This is a genomic window from Isoalcanivorax indicus (genome assembly GCF_003259185.1).
GTDB classification, from domain to species: Bacteria; Pseudomonadota; Gammaproteobacteria; order Pseudomonadales; family Alcanivoracaceae; genus Isoalcanivorax; species Isoalcanivorax indicus.
Window position 1 is genome coordinate 72,494 of the sequence record NZ_QGMP01000001.1, and the last position, 25,474, is coordinate 97,967.

The following is a 25,474-nucleotide window of genomic DNA, read 5'->3' on the forward strand; positions in this document are numbered from 1 at the left end:
CATCCGGCGATGCACTATCTCTATCAGTCCAACCGTCTCGAACATCTGGCCGCCATGCTGGGCGCTGTCATGGCACAGCAGCCGGCGTCGCCGCTGTCGAGTGAACAGGTGCTGGTCCACAGCCCCGGGATGGCAACCTGGTTGCGACTGAACCTGGCAGCACGGCACGGTATTGCCGCCAATATCGAGTGCCCGCTGCCCTCCACCTTCTTCTGGCAACTGCACCGTCGCCTGCATCCTGATCTGCCGGAGCAGTCTGCCTGGAGCAAGGACAATCTGCTCTGGCACCTGCTGGCCGAGTTGCCCGAACTGCTGAAGTGCGATGCCGGAGCGCCGCTGGCGCATTATCTGCGCGACGACAGTCCCCTGCGCCGGTTCCAGTTGTGCCGGGATATTGCCGACCTGTTTGACCAGTACCTGGTGTACCGCCCTGCCTGGCTCAACGACTGGGAAGCCGGGCGGGTCAGCGAGGTGCCGGACAACCGCCGCTGGCAGCCGGTCTTGTGGCAGCGCCTGGCTGCCCGCATTCGTGCTCTGGCCCCCCGGGATCTGCACCGTGGCGAGTTGATGGATGCCCGGCGCCTTCGCGAGCACCTGAACCCGGCGCAGCTGCCGCCGCGGGTCTTTCTGTTCGGCCCCACCACCCAGCCTGCGGCGCAGCTGGAAGCACTCGGTGTACTGGGCGAATGCTGTGATGTGCACCTGTTTCTGCTCAATCCCAGCGCCGAATACTGGGGCCACGTGCAAAGCGACCGGCAGTTGGCGCGCCATCGGGTCAAGGCGCTGCGCGCGGGGCAGTCCTGGGAGAGCCTGCCCGGTGAGGTGGGTAATCCGCTGCTGGCCTCTCTCGGTGCTCAGGGGCGCGAATTGCTGGAACTGCTGCTGGGTGGTTTGTGGCCCCAGGCACAGGAGATCGACGCCTTCGTACCGCCCCGCGAAGACACGCTGCTGGGGCAGGTGCAGGCCGATATTTTCAATCTCCATGACGGCCGCCAGGCGCCGCGCGCGGCAGCACTGCACACGATCCAGCTGCATGATTGCCACAGCCCCATGCGTGAGGTGGAAGTGCTGCATGACCGGTTGCTGGCCCTGTTTGAACAGGATTCCACACTGCGGCCGCGCGATGTGGTGGTGATGATGCCGGATGTCGGCAGCTATGCGCCGCTGATCGAAGCGGTATTCGGTGCCGACCGTGAACCTGCCATTCCCTGGGCCATCGCCGACCGCAGTCTGGCCGATGAAGCGCCCCTGCTGCGCAGCGTGTTGCAATTGCTGCAACCCCGGGTCAGCCGCTTTACCGCCAATGAGGTGATGGACCTGCTGGACGTGCCGGCCATTCGCACGCGTTTCGGTTTCAGTATCGAGGAACTGCCGCTGTTGCGTCGCTGGATCAGCGAGGCCGGTATCCGCTGGGGGCTGGACGAAGATCACCGGGCGCGTCTGGCGCTGCCCGCCTTCCGCGAGAACAGCTGGGCTGCCGGGCTGGAACGTATCCTGCTGGGGGTGGCCCTGGGCGAAGAAGAGCAGCTGTGGCAGACGCGCCCGAGCCTGCCCGGGCTGACCCTGGGCCAGGCCGAACTGGCGGGCCGCCTGGGTGAGTTTCTGCATCGTCTGCAACGTTTCGAAGCGACCCTGAGCAAGCCCGCCAGTGCTGCGGTCTGGCAACAGCGCCTGAACCGCCTGCTGGACGATTGCTATGCCCGCGAGGCGGACCGGGATGCGGAGCTGGATCAGTTGCGTGCCGCACTGGACACGCTGGCCCGGGGCGCCGGGCAGGCACTGGGCGAGGCGCCGCTGGATGTGGACATGGTGCACGCCTGGTTGCGCCAGACGTTGTCGGCCAGTGCCGGGGGGCAGCGCTTCCTGGCCGGGCGCGTGAATTTCTGCACCCTGATGCCGATGCGCAGTGTGCCGTTCCGGGTGGTCTGTCTGCTGGGCATGCAGGACGATGCCTACCCGCGCCCGGAGCAACCGGTGGGGCACGATCTGATGCGCCTGAAACCTCTGCCCGGTGATCGCTCGCGGCGCGCCGAAGACCGTTACCTGTTTCTGGAAGCGGTGCTGTCAGCGCGCGACCATCTGTGCATCAGCTGGTGCGGGCGGGACAGCCAGGACAACAGCGAGCGACCGCCCTCTGTGGTGCTGGCGGAACTCACTGATTATCTGGATCAGGCGTTCGAGCCGGTGACCGACGAGCAGGGTGTCACGCAGCCATTGTCACGGCATCTGACCTGCCAGCATCCCCTGCAGCCTTTCAGCGTGCGTTACTTCAATCCCCCTGCCAAAGAAGGCGCCGACACGACGCTGTTCTCTTATGCGGCGCACTGGGCCGAGGTGGCGGCGGCGCGCAAGGTGCCTTGCCTGAACCCGCCCCTGCAACTGGAAGCCGGCCAGGCCGAGCGCCTGCTGGATGTCGGCCTGAACGACCTGACCCGCTTCCTGCGTAATCCTGCCGAGGCTTTCCTGTCATTGCGGCTGGGCGTGAGCCTGGGGGATACCACCCGGGTGCTGGATGACGACGAACCCTTTGTTGCCGGTGGGCTGGAGGTGTGGCAACTGGAGCAGCAGGTGCTGGACCGGGTGCTGGCGGCGGAACCGCTGGAGCCGTTGGTGGCCCGCTGGCAGGGCAGCGGTCAGTTGCCACCGGGGGAGGCCGGGCAGGCCCTGGTGGCCGAACATGTCGAGGCCGCTGCCGAGCACGCCCGTCGGGTGCGGCGGCTCTGGGCCAAGGGTGAACTGTTGTCGCCGATGGGCTTCAGCCACCAGGCGGGCGCCGTCACGCTGAGTGGCCACTTCCATGAGTTGACCGGCTGCGGGCAGCAGATCAGTTCGGCGTCGCGGCTGTTTGCCAACCGTGATGCGCCGCGTGGTGGTGATGCACTGCGCAATCTGAAAAAAGTCCCGAAGGTGCGGCACATGCTGGCGCTCTGGCTGACGCACCTGGCGTTGAATACCCTGCCGTTGCCAGAGCCTGCCCGGCGCAGCACCGCCTTCTTCCGCGATGTGCGCCTGCAATTGCCGGCACTGCCTGCGGACACTGCCCGCGAGTTGCTGGGCGGGGTGATGCAGGCCTACCAGCAGGGCCTGACGGCGCCCCTGGCGTTCATGCCGCAGACCGGTTGGGCGGCCCTGGTCTGGCCGGACAAACCCGACACGGTCCTGCAGCATTTGCTGGGCAATGACCGCCAGCCGGGGGAGGCCGCTGACGTGGCGGTGGCGCGTCTTTTCCCCGAGCCGCCGCTGACCGACTTCATGCGCCAGGGCAAGCGTCTGCTGGGCCCCTTGCGGGATGTGGCGGAGGTGCAGCCCTATGACTGAGCCGCAACCGCTGGATCTGCGCACCCTGGGTCTGGAAGGGCTGACCCTGATCGAAGCCAGTGCCGGGACCGGCAAGACCTTTTCCATAGCCGGCCTGTACTTGCGGCTGGTGCTGGGGCTGGGGCGCGAGGCGCCTTTGCCGGTGGAACAGATACTGGTGGTCACCTTCACCCGTGCGGCGGTGGCGGAGCTGCGCGGGCGCATCCGCCTGCGTCTGAGCGAGGCGCGCACCCTGTTTCAGCGCGGGCAGAGTGATGACGCTTTTGAGCAGTATCTGTTGGCGGCCATGCCCGCCGATCAGGCGATCCTGCTGCTGGAGCAGGCGCTTACCGCCATGGACAATGCGGCGATCCACACCATCCATGGCTTTTGCCAGCGTCTGCTGCGCCAGCATGCCCTGGATCTGGGGGCGCCGATGGAATGCGCCTTCAGTGATGACGATGGCACCCTGTTGCAACAGGCCGTTGCGGATGTGTGGCGGACGCTGGTCTACGACGAAGGGGGCGATGGCCGCACGCTGGTGCGCTGTTTTGCCACGCCCGACGGTTTGCAGCAGGCGCTGAAGCCGTTGCTGCGGCAGCCGTTGCCGATACTCGAGCCCGCGCTGGACCAGGCGGACCTGGCACGTCGCCAGCGCCGCGCGGAGGCGTTGCGCGAGGAACTGCGTGTTGCCTGGCAAACCCATGGCGCCGTGGTGCGTCGACACGTGCAGCATGCCTGCGACAGCAAGGTTTTCAATGGCAAGAAGCTGCAGTGGCGCTGGTTGCAACCTGGCCTGAACCAGCTGGATGCCTGGGCCGCAGGCGAGGCCGACAGCCCGATCGCGCGCACCGGCGACGGTACGGTTCAGAGCACCCGATTGTTCCCGGACGAACTGCGCAGCGCCGCCCGTCCGGAACGGCTCGCCGAAGTGCCTACCCATGAGTTGCTGGAGCTGTTGCCGGATGTGCTGCGCGATGAGCAGGAAGGTCCGGCACTGGAGCGGGCGGCGCTGCTCGGCGTGGCGCGCGGTCAGGTACAGTCGCGCCTGGCGCGGCTCAAGCAGCAGCTCAGCCAGCGCAGCGCCGATGACCTGCTGGTGGATGTGGCGGAGGCGCTGCGGGGGGCCGATGGCGAGGCGCTGGCCAGCCGTCTGGCCAGCCAGTATCCCGTGGCGCTGGTGGATGAATTTCAGGATACCGATCCGCTGCAATATGCCATCTTCCGCCATCTCTACCATGATCGGCCGGCTACCGCGCTGTTCATGATTGGTGACCCGAAGCAGGCCATCTACCGCTTCCGCGGCGCGGATATCCATGCCTATCTGTCGGCCCGCAAGGATTGCGATCCGGCGCAGCACTACACGCTGGCCACCAACTGGCGCTCGAGTACGCCCATGGTGCGCGCGGTGAACGCGCTGTTTTCCGGCAATGCGGAGGCGTTTGTCCTGCCCGGCATCGATTTCCATCCGGCGCGGGCGGCAGGGCGTGCCGATGAAACGCCGTTGCGCAGTGACGACCGCCGCGCCGCCCTGACGCTGGTGCTGGCGGATCCCGAGGCCGAGCAGCTGGGCCGTAACAAGAGCCTGGCGCAGGCCTGGCAGGCGAGCTGGATTGCACAGGAAGTGCGTCGTCTGCTTGGCGATGCCGCCGCCGGGCGCACACTGATCGGTGATCGCCCGCTGGCCGCGCGGGATATCGCTGTGCTGGTGCGCGGCCATCATGAAGCCCGCCAGGTGCGTGACGCGCTGGCCGGGCAAGGACTGGGCTGCGTTTACCGTGACCGGCAGAGCGTCTTTGATACCGCCGTGGCAGCGGATCTGGAGCAGGTCTTGTCGGCCCTGGCGGAGCCGGAAAACGAGGCGCTGGTGCGTAGCGCCCTGGGCACCGGCCTGTTTGCCCAGCCGCCCGCCACGCTGTATCAGCGCTTCAATCATCCCCTGGAATGGCCGCGCACCCTGAACCTGTTCCACGAACTGGCGCGCCAGTGGCGCAGCCGTGGTGTGATGCCCGCGCTGTATCAGTTGTTCGAGAAAGAAAAGGTGCTGGTGCGGCTGCGCGCCGCCGAAGAAGGCGAGCGCCAGCTCACCGATCTGCTGCACCTGTGCGAGCTGCTACAGCAGGCGGCCGGGCAGCAGGGCGGCCCCCGGGAGCTGCTGCACTGGTTTGCCCGCCAGCGGCAGCAACCCGCGGGCAGCCAGGATGGCCGCCAGCTGCGTCTGGAAAGCGAGGACAATCTCGTCCAGGTGGTCACCATCCATACCAGTAAAGGTCTTCAGTATCCGGTGACCTTTGTCGCCGGCATGTGGAATGCCCCGACCCGTAGCGAGCGGGATGTGGCCTGGGTGAATAAAGACGGCCATCACTGTGTGGCGCTGGATGCGGACCTGCTGCTGCCCCCCGGGATGGCGCAAGAGGTGCGTGAGCAGGCCCGCCAGGAACGGCTCGCCGAAGACATGCGGCTGCTCTACGTGGCACTGACGCGCAGCATCCATCGCTGCTACACCCTGCTGGCCCCGGTGGGTGACGGCCGTGCCGAGGCGGCCCTGCATCACCTGCTCGGGCTGGATGCCACGCAGACCGCTCACGCGGACTATCGCGACCGGCTGGAGTCACTGGCCAGCAACCTGACCCTCAACTGGACCGGCGACATGCCACGCGCCGGCCGCCCCTTGCCCGCCGCCGCGCGCGTGCGGGCGGACCAGGTGCGACGCTTCCGCGGGCAACTCGGGGATGACTGGCGGCTGACCAGTTACAGCGGCCTGACCCGGGCGCTGGAACAGCATCGTGGTGAGCATTTCGAACCGGCGGAAGTCACGGTGAGCCCGCCTGAAGGCCCCCGGTTGCAGCATGGTATCCATGGCTTTCCGCGCGGCGCGGCCGCCGGGATCTGCCTGCATGGCATTTTCGAACGGCTCGACTACCGGCGTCGCGAGGTGGCGCCGGCACTGGTCCGCGAGCAGTTGCGCCGTCACGGCATCGACGAAGACTGGGATGGCGTGGTGACGCGCATGTGCGAAGCGGTACTGAGCCGCCCCCTGGCACCGGAGGCGCCGTCCCTGAGCCAGGCCCGTCACTGGAAAGCGGAAATGGAATTCATGTTGTCAGCAGGCGAAGTCAGTGCCGCCGCACTGGATAGCGCCGTGACCCTGCTGCCCGCATCACAACCACGTCCGCCGCTGGATTTTGCCCGGCTCAGAGGCATGCTGCGCGGCTTCATCGATCTGGTCTTCGAGGTGGACGGGCGCTATTACGTGATCGATTTCAAGAGCAACTGGCTGGGCTCCCGTGGGCGTGACTACCATCCGGATGCGTTGCAGGCGGCGATGGCCGAGCACCGCTACGATGTGCAGGCGATGCTCTATGCCCTGGCCCTGCACCGTCACCTGCGCCACACGCTGCCCGGCTATGATCCGGCGGTGCATTTCGGTGGCCTGGGCTACCTGTTCCTGCGTGGCATGGTGGATGACGGGCCGCCCGGCCAGGGCATCTGGTTTGCCCGTCCCGTCCCGGCGGCGCTGGCGGCGATGGATGCCCTGTTCGGGTTGCCGCCGCATGCGGAGGAGGGGTTGTGAGCGCCTTGAGCTGGCTGGAGACACGGCTGGAACGCGGCATCCTGCGGCCCCTGGATATGAGCCTGGCACGGCTTATGGCCCGCTACAGCCCGGACGATGACGAGCCGGTCTGGCTGATGGCCCTGGTCAGCTATCTGGCGGGTCAGGGGCATGTCTGCCTGGACCTGTCGCAACCGCCGCTGCTGCCGTTCGACAGTGACGATTGCCCCTGGCTGCCACCGGCCTTGCCGCCGGAGGTGGACGGCCATCTGATCGGCACCCCGGATGACACCTGCCTGCTGGTCAGGGAAGCCAGCCGCCTGTATCTGGCGCGGCATTATCAGGCGGAAGGGCGTGTGGTCCATGCGGTGCGCGCTCGCTGTCGTTTGCGCGATCTGCCCATCGGCCTGGCGGGCGAGTTGGCCGGGCCCCTGTTTCCGACGACGGCGCAACCGGACTGGCAACGTGTGGCGGCCATCAATTGTGCCCTGCACCGTTTTGGCATCATTACCGGCGGGCCGGGGACCGGCAAGACCTGGACGGTCACCCGGATGCTGGCACTGCAACTGCTGCTGGCGGCGCACCGTTACCCGGAAGCGCCGTTGCCGCGCTTGCGCCTGGCCGCGCCCACCGGCAAGGCGGCGGCGCGCCTGACCGAATCCCTGCGTGCCGCGCTGGTCGATCTGCCGTTGCCGGACATGCTGCGCGCGGCCATGCCCACTGAGGCGGTCACCCTGCACCGATTGCTGGGCGCGGGCCGTGATGGCCGGCCACGCTATCATGCCGGGCGGCTGCTGCCGGTGGATGTGGTGGTGGTGGATGAAGCCTCGATGATTGACCTGGGGTTGATGACACAACTGGTGTCGGCGCTGCCGGACGCTGCGGCCCTGTATCTGGTGGGCGACCGCGATCAGCTCGCGTCGGTGGAGGCGGGCAGTGTGTTTGCTGACCTGTGCGGTGAAGACAGCGACGCCGGGAATCGCTTCTCGCCGAACGTGTTCAGCCGACTTCTCGGGGAAGCGCTGACGGGCCTGTCCCAGGACACGGCCATGACCTTGCCGGATGACCAGGTGGTGCGCCTGGCGCGCGTGCATCGATATGACGAAGCGGCAGGGATAGGACGTCTGGCCGATGCCGTGCGTCTGGGCGACATGGCGGCGGTGCAGGCGTTGCGCGCAGACCCGCCAGAAGATTTGCACTGGCTGGCGCCGGACCGTGCGGCATTGGTGGAGCAGGCGGCTACCGCCCTGGCGCCGATGCTGGCGCTGGCCCGTGAGGGCGCTGCGCCCGAAGCGGTGCTGGCGGCTTTTGCCCGATTTCGCCTGCTCTGTGCCCAGCGCCGTGGTCCCTGGGGCGTCGAGACCTTTAATGCCCTGATTACCCGGGCACTGAGAGCTCGTGGCCTGAGCGGCCATCAGCCCTGGTTCCCGGGCCGGGCGGTGTTATTGACGCGCAACGACTGGAGCCAGGGCCTGTTCAACGGCGATGCCGGCGTTACGCTGATGGACCCCGCAGACGGCCAGCTCAAGGTGGTCTTTGCCACCGCCGATGGCAGCTTGCGCTGGGTGCCCCCCGTGCGGCTGCCGGCCTTTGAAGACGCCTGGGCCATGACCATTCACAAGAGTCAGGGCAGTGAATTTGACCAGGTACTGGTGGTGTTGCCAGAGCACGATTCGCCGCTGCTGGGACGGGAACTGTTGTACACGGGGCTCACCCGTGCCCGGCAGCAGGTCTCGGTGGTGGCCAGCGATGCGGTGCTGCAACTGACGCTGGGGCGCCGCATCCAGCGTCGTTCCGGGCTGGCTGCACGGCTGCGGGACGGGTTGCGGGATGAATAGTGCGATGGGCAGTGCGATGTCCGGCACCCTCCGTGTTTTCGTTTATGGCACGCTGCTGCGCGGAGAGAGCAATCACCATTGGCTGGCGGGCGCGCGCTTCCTTGGCCGCTGGCAGACGCCCGCGCGCTTCCGCCTGTTTTCCCTCGGCAGTTATCCCGTGCTGTGCCCGGGTGGCCGTCAGGCCGTAGCAGGCGAAGTCTATGCGGTGGATGCTGACGGGCTCGCCGCGCTGGACCGGCTGGAGGAATATCCCGCCTGTTACGATCGCATTCAGTTGTCATCCCCCTTCGGCCCGGTCTGGGTTTATGTGCAGCACAAGGCACCTGCGCGGGGCCGATTGCTGCGCCAGGGCCGCTGGCGTGACCGGCCGCCCCGCCCGACGCCGTTTCGAGGCGTGGCGCGCACTCAGGGGCCGGAGGAGTGATGCTGGCATGAGGGGGGTGTTGCAGCGCCTGTTGCTCTGGACGGTGTTGCTGGGCGCCGTCTTGCCGGGCATGACCGGGTGCGCCAGCCGGACGTCGCTCACCGGTGAGCCCTATCGCCTGACCATGCCAGCGCTGGAAACGGCGCTGGAACATACCCGGGTGCAGGCAGTGCAGGTGGATGGGGCGTTACGCCTGGGGTTCGTCAACGACAACGAATACCTGTGGTTCGGTGTCAGCCCGCTGGATGTGCATGAAGAAGACGGCGTGGCCATCTGGCTGACCGAACTGCACATTCACGAGCGGCTGCGTCGCCCACCCCGCCGTGCCCGGCCGGTTACCGTGCTGGATGACGATGAGGTGGCCGTTATCCTGCGCGACATGATCGGCTGGCTGACGCCGCACGAGCCCGAGCAGGGTCTGGCGTTGCAATTGCGGCGGCGTGAACTGGTGAGCTGGCGTGATGAACAGGGCGGGTTACATATCCTGCCCTGGCCCGAGGTGCCCCCGTCGGTGACCCTGGTCGAGCGCATGGATGATCGCCAGCTTGCGGTGCGCATGCTGTCGCTGCTGCAGGACATGAATGCCAACAGTGAAGCGCCTCTTTTTGGGCCGATGCTGTTCACGCTGACCCCGGATCAGCCGGGGGCATTGGGCTGGATTTATGCAGATCCCGAGGCGGGCGAGTTGCTCTATGTGCTGTCGCCGGCGGAGGGCGCCGACGCCCGCGAACCGATGCTGCGGGTGTCACTGAAGACACTCGACCGGGTCGTGGTGCGCAGCCATTTTCTGACGTTTCTGAAGAACCCGGTCACCACGGTGCGGCGGCTGTTCGGCCACGTCGAGGATGCCGTGGTCAGTGTGGCCCGGCGCGGGCCGGAGGCGATCGATCCGCAGGCTCCTCTGCATGAGGGGCCGGGCATGGATCTGGAAGCCTGGGAGCATCGGCTGGATGCCTTGACGGGGCACCATCGTTACCCCGGCGAATTGACGTTTCTGGTGGGCGGTGATGTGTTCTTCCCGGAACTGGTCGAACGCATCCATGCGGCGCAAAAGAGCGTGGATATCCGCACCTATATTTTTGATAACGATGAATATGCCGTGCAGCTGGCCGACCTGCTGCGTGCACGCAGCGACGACATCCGCGTGCGCGTGATGATGGACGATCTTGGCTCCATGATGGCCGGGCTGACGCCGCCGCCGGAGGGGTACGGGCCTGGCTTCCAGCCACCCTCGGACATGGTGCGTTATCTGCGCAGTGGTTCGGCGGTGCAGGCGCGCCGTGTGGGCAATCCCTGGCTGACGGGCGACCACGCCAAGCTGACGTTGGTGGACCGGGATGTGGCCTATGTGGGGGGGATGAACTACGGTGCCGAATACCGCTATCACTGGCATGACATGATGGTACGCGTGGAAGGCCCGGTGGTCGGGCGGTTGCAGACGGAATTCGATCGCGCCTGGGCGCACGCCGGGCCGGGCGGCGACCTGGCGTATCTCATTCGTTCGTTGCGTTTGCCTCGGCTGGAAGTCACTGAAATGCCGGACGGCATGGCGCCGGTGCGCGTGCTGCGTACCCGCTCCGGACAGCGGGAAATCCTGCGTGCACAGTTGGCGGCCATCGCTTCCGCGCAGCGTTATATCTTTATCGCCACGCCTTACTTTACCGAGCCGGACGTCATCAATGCGTTGCTGGCGGCGCGGGCGCGCGGCGTTGACGTGCGGGTGGTGTTGCCCGGCGAAGGCAACCACGGGGTGATGAACAGCGCCAACCTGTTCACGGCGAACCAGTTGCTGGCAGGGGGCGTGCGCATGTTCATCTATCCGGGCATGACCCATGTCAAAGCAGCCATTTACGATGGTTGGGCGAGTTTCGGCTCTGCCAACTTCGATCGGCTGAGCTTCAAGATGAACCAGGAGATCAACCTGGCCACGTCTGACCCGGCTACCGTAAGCGCCCTGAAAGATGTGCTGTTCATGCCGCACTTTGCGATCAGCCAGGAACTGCTGGCACCGCTGGCCTGGACCTGGTCGGACTATGTCGCCGGGATACTGTCGCGCCCTCTCTGACGGGCGTGCTCAATAGCGGGTTTCCGCCATGCCAGAGAACTGTTTCGCCAGATAAGTGGCATAGTCGTCTGTCATCCCGGCAAGGAAATCCAGCGCCCGCATCATGCATTGATAGGTGCGCTGTTCCACGGGCAGGGTGGCCATTTCCGGCGGGAAGCTGTGTCGGCCGATCAGGTCGATGATGCGTTGATGGCGGAAGTTGGAAGCATCGCCACTGGCGTGGCTCGCCACGGCATCAATCAGACCGTCCAGCAGTTTGCCGATCACCTCGAATGCCCCGATCTCCAGCTCTACCTTGCGCGGATGCTCGAAGACCTTGGTGCGGGCCAGTTGCTTGGCATTTTCCACCACGTCACGCACGGCGGGCTCGCAGTGGGAAATAAGATCGCCATCCAGTTTTCCGGCCAGCAAACGGTCATGGTTGGCCATGAAGGCTTCCACGCCGGCTTCGATGAAGCGCTCGATGATCTTGCCGCGCAGCAGGGCGGCCTTGCGGCCCACGCGCAGGTCAGAATGCAGCAGACGCCGCACCTCTTCACTGTCCGGAATGGCCGGTGCCAGCAGGGCATGCACTTCATCCCAGTGCAGCAGATCCATTTCCAGACCATCTTCGAGGTCGATAATGGCGTAGCAGAAGTCGTCGGCGGCCTCCACCAGATAGGCCAGCGGATGGCGGGCATAGATGTCGGCAGCCTGAGGCGTCAGGCCCGTGGCCCGGGCCACCTCGCGGAAGGCGTCCGCTTCTGCCAGGAAGGCACTGTACTTGGCAGGTCGCGGGCAGGCCTCCTGCAGGCTGGTGGCGGACAGCCACGGGTATTTGAGAAAGGCGCCCAGGGTGGCATAGGTCAGCCGCATGCCGTCGTCGTACTGGTGATACTCGCTTTTGGTCAGGATGCGGAAGCCCTGGGCGTTGCCCTCGAAGATCGCCAGGTCGCTGGCCTGTTCGGGTGGCAGGGTGTCGAGGTAGCGCTTGCCACGTTCGCCGAACCAGGCGCGGATGGCGCGCTCCCCGGTGTGGCCGAAGGGCGGGTTGCCGATGTCATGGGCCAGGCAGGCGGACTGCACGATGTCGCCCAGGTCCGTGGGGCCTGTGTCTGAGGGGAGCAGACGCTGCTGTTCGAGCCGCTCGCCCACGCGAATGCCCAGGGTGCGCCCGACACAGGACACCTCCAGCGAATGGGTCAGCCGATTGTGCACATGGTCGTTGGTCGCCAGCGGGTGCACCTGGGTCTTGCGTGCCAGCCGCCGGAAGGCCCCGGAAAAGATGATCTTGTCATGATCGCGGACGAAGGCGGTGCGACCGCGCTCGTCCTTGGCCGCGCGGTCGCCCAGGCGGCGCTTGTTCAGCAAGGTATTCCAGTCCATGAGGCATCCGGTTCAAGTGGCTACTGGCAGGCAGTATATCGGCAATCCATCGCTGTGCGGCACCCGTGCTAGACTCAGGCGGCGTCTTAATATCGGGAGAGACAGAACGTGAGTGATGTGTACGGATTTTCCGCCACCACCCTGCGTGGCGAAGAACGCAGCCTGGCCGACTATCGTGGCAAGGTGTTGCTGATCGTCAATACGGCCAGCAAATGTGGGCTGACCCCGCAGTACAAGGGTCTGCAAGCGCTGTATGAACAGTATCAGGAGCGCGGTCTCGTGATTCTGGGGTTCCCCTGCGACCAGTTCGGTCATCAGGAGCCGGGTGACGAGACCCAGATCAGCGAATTCTGCGAGATCAATTACGGCGTCAGCTTCCCCATGTTCGGCAAGATCGAGGTGAATGGCAGCAAAGCGCACCCGCTGTATCAACACCTGAAGGAACAGGCTCCGGGGCTGCTTGGCAGCAAGGGGATCAAATGGAACTTCACCAAGTTCCTGGTCAATCGCGAGGGTGATGTGGTCAAGCGCTATGCACCCACCGACAAGCCAGAGAAGCTCGCCGGCGATATCGAAGCGTTGCTCTGAGATGTTACCCCGCCGCCGCCCTGTCCGGGGCGGCGCACCGGTTCCCCTTGCACGTCATCGCACGCGAATAGCATTTTTATTCGCCAGTGTAAAATCAGAAAAACCCTGACTCGCAAGTCGCATGGCGGATCACCTATTTTCGTGTAAGAGATATCTGACAATTCATGTGAGAGATCGCTGATGCGCTGTAAGAGATCGGATAACAGGCTGTGCGCTCGCGCACAAAAACTGCCGAACGATCGTACTGGAAAGACTGAAAATTGATCATAAAGCGCCACTTTTTTTGTTTTTTTGAATCAGTTCACCCGGAATTTTCATTTTTGACATTTGTATCCGTTCTGCAGAAGAATCCCTGCGCTTTCCGGTGTGCCTGAAGCACCGGAAGTGATGGCATTCTGATATCACTGCTGAGGTTTTTTGTGGCAGAACAGGGACGAAAAAAAACAGCGCCAGGGAGTGCTTCGCGTCTTTCCGGTACCGCCGTGCAGAAACTGGTGCGCGGTGTGGCGCGTCTGGTGGAAGGACAGCGGCGTTTCGCCGACGAGTTCGGCTTGCCCTACGGACGACTCTTTCACGATGCCTTCGAAGCGTTCAAGGATCAGCCACCGGAAACGGTGATTCGCGCCTGGCTGGATGCCGGTGCGGAGGCTGATGGAGCGCTGGAGGCCTTGTTCTCGGATTTGCTGGGCCACCAGCTTGCACTGGTGGAGGCGCTGGCGGCTGTCAGCGCCGCGCCCGACAAGACATCCGGTCTTGCCGAGCGTCTGGCAACCTTGTTCCGGCGTGCGCCGCAGGTGCGGCACGATGCCAGTCATCGGGATTACATGGAAGTGATCGCGCCGGTCTTTGTGACCGCTTACGCCTCGGCCAGAGAGCAGGTGACACCGCCTGCTTCTCTGCCGTCAGGCGCAGGCCATTCCTCTTCCTCCTCCAGTCAGGATTTATGACGATGCGCGCGTCTCTGCTTGCTGTAATGACCGTGTTGCTGGCCGCTTGTGGCTCTCCGGCACTGAAAGTCGGGGTTTCCTCGACGGCGGATATCAACAAGAACGAATTTGACGAGCCGCTGGCGGTGGTCGTGCGCGTTTACCAGTTGCGTGACCCGCAGCGTTTCGAGGAGGCCACCTTCGAGGAGCTCTGGCGCGAGGATTACCGCGTGCTGGGTAACGACCTGGTGATGAAAGAAGAATTCACCATGGACCCGGCCTATCAGCGCCGCATCGACATGCCGCGCCACGACCAGGCCAAGCATGTCGCCGCCATGGCGGTGTTTCGTGCGCCGGAAGATACCCACTGGCGCGATCTCAAGCCCATGCCCGGCAATTTCCTCACCCGGCGGTTCAGTCGCCGGGTCGGGGTCACCCTGGAGCAGAACCGTCTGATTCTGGATTGATGTCATGAGTGAGCAACAGCATGAGTGAACAGCAGAAAGTGGTCTGGGCGGAAGGACTCTTCCTGGGCCAGCAACACTTCCAGCTGTGGGACAAGGGCCTGCGGCACGACTATCAGCAGCGCAGCCGCTTGCTGAATCCGCATTGCTGGGGGCTGGTGAGCCTCTCCCTGACCCGCGAAGCGCTGAGCAACGGCCAGTGTCGCGTCGAGGCGGTGACGGCCGTTCTGCCGGATGGCCGTCTGGTGCGCTTCGATGCCGGCGAGCAGGGGCAGGCGCTGACCTGCGAACTGGCGGGCGGCGGTGATCAGGTGGATGTCTGGCTGGCCCTGCCCGCCAATGATCGTGTGGGCGGCATCAATGGCTATCACGAGCAGGGCCGCCTGTGCGGGTGGCAGGCGGCTTACCGCGACATTGCGGATGAACACGACCCGTCGCGCAGCCGTGAGGTCATCCTGGCACAGCCGAATCTGACGTTGCTGCGCAGCGATCAGTCCCGCGATCAGTACAGCACGCTGTGTATCGGTCGTTTCGAGCATCAGGGTGATGGGCAGTACCGCGCGCTGGAACCATTCATTCCGCCTGCGGTGAATCTGGCCGCCTCGCCCATGTTGCGGGGGTGGGCAGTGCGTATCCGTGATTTGCTGGCGGCACGCGTGCGGCAGCTCTCCCAGCAGCGCAACAGCTACGGCGATCTGGCGGATATGGGCGCGCGCGAGATGGGTCAGTTTCTGCGTCTGCTGCAACTGCGCCCGGCGCTGGCGACGCTGGAGCACCTGCTGAGTCAGGACGGCACCCATCCGGAAACCCTGTATCGCGAATCGGTGCGTTTGCTCAACGGGCTGTGTGATTTTCAGGCGGATCAGAGCGACCTGGATCTGCCCGAGTATCGTCATAGCGATCTGACCGCGGTGTTCACGACGCTGGAAACCCGGCTGCGCGATTTCCTCGCCGAGGCGGCGCCGACGCCCAGCACCGCCCTGACCTTGCGTGACGAAAGCCCCGCCGTGCGTATCGCCGAAGGGGTGCCATGGGAAGCCCTTGATCGACAACACCTGTACCTGGGGGTCAGTCACGACGCCGATGATCCGAGCTGGGTGACAGACTTTGCACGCCAGACCAAGAGCGGCAGCCGAGAGGATCTTGAACTGATCCTGGCGTCGGCGCTGCCAGGTATCCGCTTGAGCCACACCCAGCGACCGCCAAACCGGCTGCCGGTTAAAAGCGGCTTCGAATATTTTCGCTTTGAGCCCACCGGCGAATTCTGGCCCCGCGCCCTGGAGGCACGCAGCCTGGCGATCTTCCTGCCAGCGGCCTTCCAGAATGCGCGCTTCAATTTGCTGTGCGTGGAGGACTGAACAATGAATCCATTGCTGGAGTGCAGTGCCCATCTTCTGGACCTGGTCATGCCGCTGCGTGCGGGCGGCGGCGACGCACCGGATGATCTGCGTGAGCGGGTACTGGACGGTTTCGACCAGTTCGAGCGGATGGCCTTTGAGCGCCAGATCAGCACCGCCGACGTGCAGCAGGCCAAGTTTGCGCTGGCCACCTTTATCGACGAGTCGGTGATGGCGTCATCCTGGGCACATCGCATGGAGTGGATGAGTAATCCGCTTCAGTTGCAACTGTTCGGCGAGCACCTCGGCGGTGAAGCCTTTTTTGTGCGTCTTGCAGAGCTGCGCCAGCGCGGTGAACAAAGTCTGGATCTGCTCGAGCTCTACTACGTTTGCTTGCAGCTCGGTTTCGAAGGCGTCTACAAGCTGCGGGGCCTGGAGCAACTGATGGCCCTGCAGGTGGACCTGCGTAGCCAGATTGACGGCCATCGCGGCGTGGCCGACCCCCGGTTGGCGCCCTCCGGTCAGCCCCGGGAGCACCTGTTCGCCCGTATGGGCCGCGAGGTGCCCTATTGGGTGATTGCCACCGTCACGGTGGCGTTCATGTTCTTCAGTTACACCGGCTACACCGCCGTCAGCGCCAAGAGTGCGCGCGATGCCGCACGGGAAATTCGTGTGGAGACAGACCGGCTGGGTATTCATCTCGGCCGTGAAGACGAGTCAGGCAAGGGGATGCACGGATGACACCCAAGGGACAGATACTGCAAAAAATGAAAGGCCTGTTGTTGTCGCGCTTTGGCAGCTCGGCCATCGGCCTGATCGTCCTGATTGCGCTGGTCTGGTACGCGGGGCCCTATGTCGGGCTGACGGACCGCAGCCTCCGTCTCTGGGTTATCGCGGGTCTGGTCGGCCTGTTTGTGCTGGCCGCCGGAGTGCGCTGGTTATGGGCGCGGCATCGCGGCGCCACCCTGCGGGCGCAGATCAGTGGTGAAGGGCAGGCCGCCGAGATCGACAGTATCCGCGAAAAGATGGACGAGGCCATTTCAGCCCTGAAGTCCTCGCGACTGGGCGGCGGCTATCGGGGCAGCGCTGCGCTGTATGCATTGCCCTGGTACATGGTGATCGGCCCCTCTGCGGCGGGCAAGAGCACCATGCTGCGAAATTCAGGCCTGCATTTCCCATATGCCGATGCCGACGACCTGCACTTCCGTGGTGTGGGTGGCACGCGCAACTGCGACTGGTGGTTCTCTGACCAGGCTGTGTTGCTGGATACCGCAGGTCGCTATACCACGGAAGAAGAGGATCGGGACGAGTGGTTCGCGTTTCTCGACATGCTGCGCAAACAGCGTCGCCGCGCGCCCATCAATGGGGTGCTGGTGGCCATCAGCGTTGCCGATCTGTTAACCGCCGACAGTGAAGCGCTGGAGCGGCATGTACGCATTATCCGTGAACGCATCAACGAACTGATGCAGCGTCTCGGGTTGGTATTTCCGGTATTTATTGTCTTTACGAAAAGCGATCTGATTCCCGGTTTCGAGGAATTCTTCGAGGACCTGAGTGACACGGAGCGCAGCCAGCTGTGGGGCGCCTACCTGCTGGAAGACGGCGACCAGGCAGCACCGGCTGCCGAGGCGTTCGAACACCACATGCAACAGCTCTACAGTCGCCTGTGCGAGCTGCGTCTGCGCAAGCTGTCCATGCAGCGCAAGCTGGATCGCAAGGCAGCCTTGTACGCCTTCCCGGACCAGTTCAGCGCGGCAGCGGAAAAACTCTCGGAATGCATCAACATGCTGTTCCGCGACAATCCGTATCAGGAAACGCCGCAGTTCGCCGGGGCCTACTTCACCAGTGGCACGCAGGAAGGGACGCCGCTGACCCGCCTGGTGGGCAACCTGCGCCAGGCCTTCGGTTTCGACGAGCGCGAGGCACCCCCGCGCAGCAGCGCGCCGCGCCCCTACTTTATCAATCGCCTGTTCACGGAAGTGGTTATTCCGCTACACACCTTTGTGCGCGGCAATCGTCGCCGGGTGCTGTGGGATCGCGGCCTGAAAACCGGCGCCATCGCTGTGGGGCTGGTGCTGGTCGTCAGCACACTGCTGACATTGAGCGCCTCTTACGGTGCCAATTCCCTGTTGTTGAATCAGGGGGTTTCGCACAGCCGTCAGGTCAGTCAGGCGCTCGCCGATGATCGCTACGACGTGCAGGATCGCTATCAGGTGCTGGCGGATGCCTTTGCGCATTATCAGCAGCTGCTGGCCTATGAAGACGATCGCCCCTGGCGCTTCCGCTTCGGTGTTTACAATGGCCATCACCAGTTGCCCGTGATGGCCGACCTGCTGGAAAACGCCATGGGGCGCTTCTACCGGCAACCCGCCTTTCATTCCCTGGAGCTGGCACTGGAAAACATGGGGCGGAACTGGGAGGCCGCTGACCGGCGTGGGCAGGAAGCCATGCGCGATGATTACTATGCCGCGCTGAAAACCTACCTGATGCTCAGCCGTGCGCCGCAACGTATGGAGACAGAGGTAGCGGTGCCGGTCCTCAATGGGCTGTGGCTCGAGCGTCTTGGCCAGAACAAGGAGCCCGTGTTCCGGGATGCGGCCACGGACGCGTCGCACCCGCTGTATGGCCTGGCAGAATTTTATGTGGCCCGTCTGGCAGCGGGTGAGCAGCGCCTGAACGCGCGCCAGTCGCTGATCACACAAGCCCGCGAGAACCTGCAATCGCCCCCGGATGCAGGGCAGATGTACGCCCAGGTGATGTCGCGGGGTGCCAACGAACTCAAAGACCTCGGCATCGATGACCTGCTTGATCGCAATGCGCGCCAATTGCTGGGTTCCGGCATCCGTGTGCCCGGCGTCTATACACGGGATGGCTGGAACCGGTTCGTGCGTGAGCAGATCGAGGCGCGCATCGACGCCGCGACCCGGGGTGACTGGGTGCTGACGGGCCGCTACCTGCCGGGCGAAGGCGAAGACACCGACGGCACGCTCATTGATGAAGGGCTGGCGGCCTCGCTGCGTGAGGACATTCGTGCGCTCTATTTTGATGATTATGCCGAGGCCTGGCTGGCCTTCCTGGCGCAGACGCGACTGCGCCGTTTCGCATCGCTGGAAGAAGGCGTTGGCCGTATTGATCAGTTGTCGCGCAGCGGTGGGGCGCTGGGCCAGCTGATGAACGGTGTCTCGCATAACCTGACCTTGCATGAAGCCGCGCCCGGCCCGGGGGCAGCGGCGCTGGCCGAGCTGGGGGATCGCCGGGTGACCATCAAGGCGATGGACGAACGCACCGCTGAGCTGCGTCGCTTCGTGCGCGCCGCCGAAAATCGTTCTGTCAGTGAGCTGGTCAACCAGTATCTGGTCACCCTCTCGGCCCTCAAAGCCGATATGGAACGTCTGGCGCTGGCCGTCAATGTTCCCCTGGAAGCCGAGCAGTACGCGGGCAGCATTCTGGGCCGTGGTGGGTCGGAGACCGAGCTCTATCGCAGCTGGGTAACGCTCAGCAGTCTGCTCAGCACGATTGATCCGGAAACGCGGGAAGCGCTGCGTCCGTTGCTGGAAGGGGCCGTGCGCGAGAGCTGGCGCCAGGTGCTGCTGCAGGCACGGGTCAGCATCGGCCAGCAGTGGCAGCATGAAGTGGCCAATACGTTCGAAGCGCGCCTGGAAAATCGCTTCCCGTTCAATGCACGGGGCCAGGATGCCTCACTCGACGACATGGCTGACTTCTTCCGCCCCGGAGATGGCCGCTTCTGGGCGTTCCTGAACGACACCCTGTCACCGTTTGTCGAGCAAGGCCGTGGCGGTTGGCGAGAGCGCACCTGGCTGGACCAGGGCTTGGGTCTCTCGCCACGTTTTCTGGGTAGTGTGGCATCAAGCCAGGTCATTACAGACAGTCTGTTCGGTCGCGGTGGCCGTCATCCGGAGCTCAGCTTCTATCTCTATCCGGTTCCCTCGCGGGGCGTTACTGAAATCCTGCTGGAGAGTAACGGTCAGTCCTACCGTTACCGCAACGGCCCGCAGGAATGGCGCCGCTTTACCTGGCCCGGTGATCAGGACCTGATCGGCGCGCGCATCAGCGGCGTGGCGGCGCGCGGGCAGAGTCGCGACGAAATCCGTGCGGAGGGTCAATGGGCCCTGTTCCGCTTGTTCAACCAGGCTGCCATGTCGCGTGAGAGCGATCAGGACCTGATGTTGCAATGGGAACTGAGTGGCGGCATGAGTGATCCGCTGCTGGTGCGCTATCGTTTGCGCGCTGATCGACAATCGAATCTGTTCCGTAATCGCGTGCTCAACACCTTCCGCGTGCCCGCGGATATCTTCGGCAGCCTGGCGCCCACAGCGGGCAGTGTGCTGGAGGCAAGCTGATGTTCGGATTCCTCAAACAACAGCGTGCCGGTGCGGAAGGACACGCCGCGGAGAAGCCGGTGATCTCGGCCTTCGGCAAGCTGCCGATTCGGGCGGATTTCATCAAGCATCGCGTGGACGAGCGGGAAATTCGAGAACTGGATCAGTGGATACAGGAAGGCTATGCGCTGATATCCCGGCGTCTTAACGGCCCGCACAATGCGCCGGGTTTCCCCCAGGCCATCGTGCACCATGCCGTGTTTGCAGGCACCGACAACCAGCGCACCGTGCTGGCCACTATTGCTCCCGGCAGCGACCGCAGCGGCCGCTGGTATCCGTTCGTGCTGGCGACCCTGGCGCGGTCGCAGAGCCTTATGCAGGTACAGGCCGCCGTGCCGCTGGTGTACGGCCCCTTCTTCCGTCACGCCGCGGACATTGTCGGGCAGCGGTGGCGGCATGAACCGCTGGAAACCCTGCTGGGCTGCCTGGATGCGGTGGCGGAGGACAGTGTCGCCAAGGGCCGCAGCGCCATGGTCGAGCGCGAGTTGGGGCTGCTGCGTGCCACCTCGCTTGATGTCATGCGCGACATGGCGCTTGAGCTCGGCGGCGGTGATGCGGCGCGGTTTCATCAGGGTGTGGTGGATCTGATTTCCGCTGTGGTCCGCCGCGGCCCGGCGCGTACCGCCTGGGGCATACGCTTGCCGCTACCAGCCGGGGAGCATGCCGAGGCAGGCCTGGTGTTCTGGTTGCGTTTGCTGGACAGCCTGCTGGGGCAAAACTGGCGCGGCAGTTATTTCTGGCGCAGCCGCGACAACGCCTTCGGTCAGGTCACGATCTTCTTTCGCCGTGTGCCGCCCAGTTTTCTGCCGCACCTTTTCGACGACACGCTGCGTGATGGCACAGTTCAGAGCCTGGCGCAGTTGCTGGACGAACCGGCACCGGCAGCGCGCAAGGCACTGGATATCGCCGCGCTGGAACAGGGCAGTCTGCTGGATCTGCTCAGCCGCTACGTCAGTGGAGGTACGCTGTGAATGTAATGCATGCGCCACTGCAGGCCTGGGTGCAGGCACGGGAAGACGGCGAAGATCCCCGTTACAGCGACGCGTTTTCCGCCTTGCGTGGTGAAGTGGAAAAACTCAGCGGCAATGATTTCGAGCGCATCAGCGAATTGGGCGAAGCCATTCTTACCGAACAGGCGCTGGATCTGCGCGTGCTGGCCTATGTGTCACTGGCGCGCACCTACCTGCATGGCGCCAGCGGGCTGCACGACGCGGTGCTGGCCTGGTGCTGGGTACTGGAATCCCGCTGGGAACAATGCTTTCCGCAACGCGACAAGGCGCGCCGTGCCGCCGTGGAATGGCTGACCAATGAGCGCTTCCCCGTCTTTCTGGCGCGCAATACCCACGACGGTGAGGTGGTGTCGGCGCTGACCGAGGCGGTGTCCCGCTTGCATGCGCTGATCGAGCAACGTCTTGGCGAGCCGGTGCGCCTCAAGGCGATCAACAAGTGGCTGGACGACAACGCCGCGCGCCCAACCGCTGCGCCGGCGGAACCGGACAGCGCAGAGCACGATGACGCGCAGGCATCGCCGCCCCGGCGTGCGCCGGCGGAACCCGGCGCGCGCTCGCCAGCCCATCAGGCGCCAGCGTCCGGTGCTATTGACAGTGACAAGGCCGAACAGAAAGCACTGCGAGACCTGCTGGCCTGGTACCGCGCCGAGCAGCGATTTCTGGAGCTGGTATCACTGGGCCGCGTCATGCGCTGGTCTGATCTGGTGCCGCCACCGGCGGATAACGGCAGCACCCGTGTGCTGCCGCCGCGTCCCGCATCGCTGAACGCGGTCAGTGCGGCGCTGGATCGTCAGCAATGGAGCGAAGCGTTACTGGCGGCCGAGCGTGCTTTTCTTGAACCCGGTGGCCAGTTCTGCTTCCAGATCCAGCACTGGGCGCATCAGGCGGCCAAGGGGCTGGGTTTGCGTCAGGTCTGTGCCCGCATCGAACAGGACACCGCCGCCTTGCTGGCGCAACACCGTGACCTGTTGCGGCTGCGGTTTGCAGATGGCGAGCCGTTCGTCTCCGGGAACGCGGCCAACTGGATTGAAGCACTGATGGCCCCGGCGGAATCCGGGGGCGGTGCCGACAACGAGCGCTGGCCAGCACTCGGCCGCGAAGCGGAGGCGCGCGTGGCCGAACAGGGCCTTGCCGCCGGGCTGGGTTTTCTGGATGAGCAGCCGGCGCACAGTGACCGGGAGCGGGTGGAGCTTGATCTGCTGCGCGCCGGGCTGACGCTGACGCAAGGGCGCGCTGATCTGGCCCTGCCGCTGCTGGAGTCCGTTAACGAGCGCCTCGCTGCACGCGATATCGGTCGTTGGGAGCCGGCGTTGGCCCTGCGCGCCTGGCGCATGCTGCAACAGGCGCTGCGCGCGGGCGAAGAGAGCGAGGCACAGCGGCAACGTCTCGAGGACATCAGTCAGCTGATCAGCCGCACCGATATCACCGCTGCCGCGGCCATGCTGTAGCGGCCACTACACACGATAGAGAGGGATTGTCATGTCGAAGAGCTTCCAGAATGAACTGCCGCGGGCCCGGGTCAATATCACGCTTGATCTGGAAACCGGCGGCGCCAAGAAAAAACTCGAACTGCCACTGAAGCTGCTGGTGATGGGCGACTACAGCAACGGGCAATCGGAAGGCCGCATCGCCGAGCGCGAGCGCGTTCGCATTGACCGCAATAATGTCAACGATGTGCTGAAAGACATGGCGCCGCGCGTGCGCTACACGGTGGAAAACACCCTCCGCGATGACGGCACCGACATTCAGGTTGATCTGAAGTTCGACAGCTTCAACTCCTTCAAGCCGGAGCAGGTGGCCCAACGCATTCCGCAACTCAACGACATGCTGGCCATGCGCAGCCTGCTCAAGGACCTGAAATCAAACCTGCTGGATAACAGCAAGTTTCGCCGCGAGCTGGAGCGGATCGTCAAGACAAAACCGGAGCTGGATGAGCTGATGGGTGAGCTCAGCAATCTGGTGCCGCTTGATGCCAACGATGAAAGCGGTAACGACAAGGACAACGACGCCTGAGGCAGGAGAGAGACATGGCTACCCAGCAACAGAACAGCACCGCTGCTGCCGCGCAAACCGAAGCGCAGGGCAGCATCTATGAACGCCTGTGCGGCATGGTCGACATCGAGCCGGTGGGCGAGAAAGTGGCCCTGAGCAGCTTTCACCAGAGTGCCAATATGGCGGAAGTGCCGCTGGAGCAGCGCCTGACCGCTGCCTTGCAGGTCTTCCTGGATCTGGCCAGCCGCAGCGAGAACTTTGATCGCATCGACAAGACCTTGCTGGATCAGTACATCGCCCGTATCGACAGCGCGATCAGCCGTCAGCTGGATGCGGTGATGCATCACCCGGAATTCCAGAAGGTTGAGTCTGCCTGGGTCTCCCTGAAATTCCTGGTGGACCGTTGTGACCCGAAAGCGAATATCCGGGTAGAACTGCTCGACGCCAGCAAGGATGACCTGGTAGAGGATTTCGAGGATGTGCCGGATGTGACCCAGTCGGGCCTGTTCAATCACCTGTACATCCAGGAATACGACACGCCGGGCGGCGAACCCATGTCGGCCGTTATTTCCAATTTCGAGTTCGACTGCTCGGCGCCGGATATTTCCCTGCTGACGGAAATCTCGCGCGTGGCGGCTGCGGCCCATTGCCCTTTTCTGGGCAGTGCCGGTTCGCGTTTCTTCGGCAAGCAGAGCATCGAGGAAGTGCCGAAGATCCAGGACGTAGGCAGCTATCTGGAGAAAGCCGAGTACACCCGCTGGCGCAGCTTCCGCGAAAGCGAGGATTCCCGCTATGTAGGTCTGGTGATGCCGCGTTTTCTGTTGCGTTTGCCCTACGGCGAAAGCAACCCCGTGCGGTTGTTCAATTATGAAGAGAGCGTGGCAGGCCCGGATCATGAGAAGTATCTGTGGGGTAATGCCACCTTTGCCTTTGCCTCCAACATGGCGCGCAGCTTCAAACAGTATGGCTGGACCGTGAACATCCGCGGCCCCGAAGCGGGCGGCAAGCTGGAGAACCTGCCGCTGCATCACTACGACATTGGCCGCGGCACCCAGGCGAAGATCCCCACCGAGATTCTGATCTCGGAGACCAAGGAGCTGGAGTTTGCGGATGAGGGCTTCATTCCGCTGAGTTTCTACAAGAACAGCGATTATGCCTGTTTCTTCTCCGCTAACTCTGTGCAGAAGGCGGCGGAGTACAACACCCCGGAAGCGACTGCCAATGCGCGCATCAACACGCGCTTGCCGTACATCTTCCTGGTCTCGCGCCTGGCCCATTACCTGAAGGTCATCCAGCGCGAAAACATCGGCGCCAGCAAGGGTCGCCAGGAGCTGGAGAATGAGCTCAATGACTGGCTCCAGGGTCTGGTGACCAAGATGAATAATCCGGATCCGGAACTGGTGGCCAACTACCCGCTTCAGGACGGCTACGTGAAGGTGCACGACATTCCGGAAAACCCGGGTTACTACCGGGTGGACATGGCAGTGATGCCGCACTTCCAGATCGAAGGGGTGGACGTGCGTTTGTCACTGGTATCGCAATTGCCTGCGGGCAAGGAAGGCTGAGCCCAGGGGGGAGCAGCCGCACCCATCACATCCACTTTGCCCACGCCCGGCATTTGTCGGGCATCCGGGGGGAGGGTGTGGCGTGTCGGCGCCGTTGTCGGCATGTGCATTTAACTTGATATCCAACAGGAGGTTCTTATGGCGATTCCCGCCTATATGTGGATCAAGGATGATCAGGGCAATGATGTTGAAGGCTCTGTATCCATCGCTGATCGCGAGGGCAGCATCGAGGTGCTGCATTTTGATCACGAACTGCGTATTCCCACCGACGGGGATACTGGCGCGCTGACCGGTACGCGCAAGCATGAACCGTTCGTCTTTACCAAGGCGTTCGACAGTGCTTCGCCGTACCTGTACAAGGCGTGCAGCAATGGTCAGACCCTCAAGGAGCTGGTGCTGCGCTGGTATCGCATCGACGACACCGGCACGGAAAAGGAATATTTCCGGCACACGCTGAAGGACGTGAAGATCACTTCGGTCAAGCCGGTGATGCATAACGTCAAGGATGTCGACAAGGAAAGCTACCCGCACCTGGAGCAGGTATCTGCTCGCTATGCCGGTGTCACCTGGACTTATGTCGACGGCAACATCGAATTCTCGGACTCCTGGACCGAGGGTCGGTAAGCCCGGCAGGGCGGGGCTTGCCTCGC

Annotated in this window: 17 protein-coding genes; 16 read left to right on the plus strand and 1 reads right to left on the minus strand. The window is 64.0% G+C overall.

From position 1 onward, the window contains the following. Positions 1-9 precede the first annotated feature (9 nt). From recC to DKW65_RS00400, 5 genes are read left to right on the plus strand one after another with little or no spacing between them, the layout of a single operon-like run. A complete protein-coding gene (recC, locus tag DKW65_RS00380) occupies positions 10-3,318 on the plus strand; it encodes an exodeoxyribonuclease V subunit gamma (protein ID WP_111655386.1) in 3,309 nt (1,102 codons plus the stop codon). After that, positions 3,311-6,871, plus strand: coding sequence for an exodeoxyribonuclease V subunit beta (recB, locus tag DKW65_RS00385; RefSeq protein ID WP_162925617.1), 3,561 nt, complete (start codon positions 3,311-3,313; stop codon positions 6,869-6,871). The genes recC and recB overlap by 8 nt, the downstream gene beginning before the upstream one ends. Beyond that, positions 6,868-8,688: an exodeoxyribonuclease V subunit alpha gene (recD, locus tag DKW65_RS00390; RefSeq protein ID WP_111655388.1), complete on the plus strand. Its 1,821-nt coding sequence runs from the start codon at positions 6,868-6,870 to the stop codon at positions 8,686-8,688. The genes recB and recD overlap by 4 nt, the downstream gene beginning before the upstream one ends. Continuing rightward, the gene (locus tag DKW65_RS00395) at positions 8,681-9,112 is read left to right on the plus strand and encodes a gamma-glutamylcyclotransferase family protein (RefSeq protein WP_111655389.1); all 432 of its coding nucleotides are present in this window, start codon (positions 8,681-8,683) and stop codon (positions 9,110-9,112) included. The genes recD and DKW65_RS00395 overlap by 8 nt, the downstream gene beginning before the upstream one ends. A gap of 7 nt (positions 9,113-9,119) precedes the next feature. Then, positions 9,120-11,177: a phospholipase D-like domain-containing protein gene (locus DKW65_RS00400; RefSeq protein WP_162925618.1), complete on the plus strand. Its 2,058-nt coding sequence runs from the start codon at positions 9,120-9,122 to the stop codon at positions 11,175-11,177. Positions 11,178-11,186: 9 nt separating this feature from the next. Here DKW65_RS00400 and DKW65_RS00405 read toward each other — a convergent pair whose 3' ends face one another. Then, positions 11,187-12,542, minus strand: a complete 1,356-nt coding sequence (locus DKW65_RS00405; RefSeq protein ID WP_111655391.1) for a deoxyguanosinetriphosphate triphosphohydrolase — start codon at positions 12,540-12,542, stop codon at positions 11,187-11,189. Positions 12,543-12,650: 108 nt separating this feature from the next. Here DKW65_RS00405 and DKW65_RS00410 point away from each other — a divergent pair, with 108 nt between their 5' ends. From DKW65_RS00410 to DKW65_RS00460, 11 genes are all read left to right on the plus strand, one after another. Continuing rightward, positions 12,651-13,130 (plus strand): glutathione peroxidase, encoded by a 480-nt coding sequence (locus DKW65_RS00410; protein ID WP_111655392.1) that lies wholly within the window; start codon positions 12,651-12,653, stop codon positions 13,128-13,130. Positions 13,131-13,612: 482 nt separating this feature from the next. Then, a complete protein-coding gene (locus DKW65_RS00415; RefSeq protein WP_111655393.1) occupies positions 13,613-14,077 on the plus strand; it encodes a hypothetical protein in 465 nt (154 codons plus the stop codon). 2 nt (positions 14,078-14,079) lie between these two features. Next, positions 14,080-14,523, plus strand: coding sequence for a type VI secretion system lipoprotein TssJ (gene tssJ / locus DKW65_RS00420; RefSeq protein ID WP_162925619.1), 444 nt, complete (start codon positions 14,080-14,082; stop codon positions 14,521-14,523). Positions 14,524-14,543: 20 nt separating this feature from the next. Continuing rightward, positions 14,544-15,878: a type VI secretion system baseplate subunit TssK gene (gene tssK, locus DKW65_RS00425; protein ID WP_111655395.1), complete on the plus strand. Its 1,335-nt coding sequence runs from the start codon at positions 14,544-14,546 to the stop codon at positions 15,876-15,878. A 3-nt stretch (positions 15,879-15,881) separates the two neighbouring features. Next, positions 15,882-16,598 (plus strand): type IVB secretion system protein IcmH/DotU, encoded by a 717-nt coding sequence (gene icmH, locus DKW65_RS00430; RefSeq protein ID WP_111655396.1) that lies wholly within the window; start codon positions 15,882-15,884, stop codon positions 16,596-16,598. Next, positions 16,595-20,218 (plus strand): type VI secretion system membrane subunit TssM, encoded by a 3,624-nt coding sequence (gene tssM / locus DKW65_RS00435; protein WP_111655397.1) that lies wholly within the window; start codon positions 16,595-16,597, stop codon positions 20,216-20,218. Before icmH ends, tssM begins: the two co-directional genes overlap by 4 nt. After that, positions 20,218-21,228 (plus strand): type VI secretion system-associated protein TagF, encoded by a 1,011-nt coding sequence (gene tagF, locus DKW65_RS00440; RefSeq protein ID WP_111655398.1) that lies wholly within the window; start codon positions 20,218-20,220, stop codon positions 21,226-21,228. Before tssM ends, tagF begins: the two co-directional genes overlap by 1 nt. Positions 21,229-21,233: 5 nt before the next feature. Then, positions 21,234-22,715: a TssA family type VI secretion system protein gene (locus DKW65_RS00445; protein WP_111655399.1), complete on the plus strand. Its 1,482-nt coding sequence runs from the start codon at positions 21,234-21,236 to the stop codon at positions 22,713-22,715. Between the two features lie 31 nt (positions 22,716-22,746). Further along, complete coding sequence (gene tssB, locus DKW65_RS00450; RefSeq protein WP_111655400.1) at positions 22,747-23,280, plus strand: type VI secretion system contractile sheath small subunit; 534 nt, start codon at positions 22,747-22,749, stop codon at positions 23,278-23,280. Between the two features lie 14 nt (positions 23,281-23,294). After that, positions 23,295-24,824 carry a type VI secretion system contractile sheath large subunit gene (tssC, locus tag DKW65_RS00455; RefSeq protein ID WP_111655401.1) on the plus strand — a complete coding sequence of 510 codons (1,530 nt, stop codon included), beginning with the start codon at positions 23,295-23,297 and terminating at the stop codon, positions 24,822-24,824. 138 nt (positions 24,825-24,962) lie between these two features. Next, complete coding sequence (locus tag DKW65_RS00460) at positions 24,963-25,448, plus strand: Hcp family type VI secretion system effector (protein ID WP_111655402.1); 486 nt, start codon at positions 24,963-24,965, stop codon at positions 25,446-25,448. Positions 25,449-25,474: the final 26 nt, after the last annotated feature.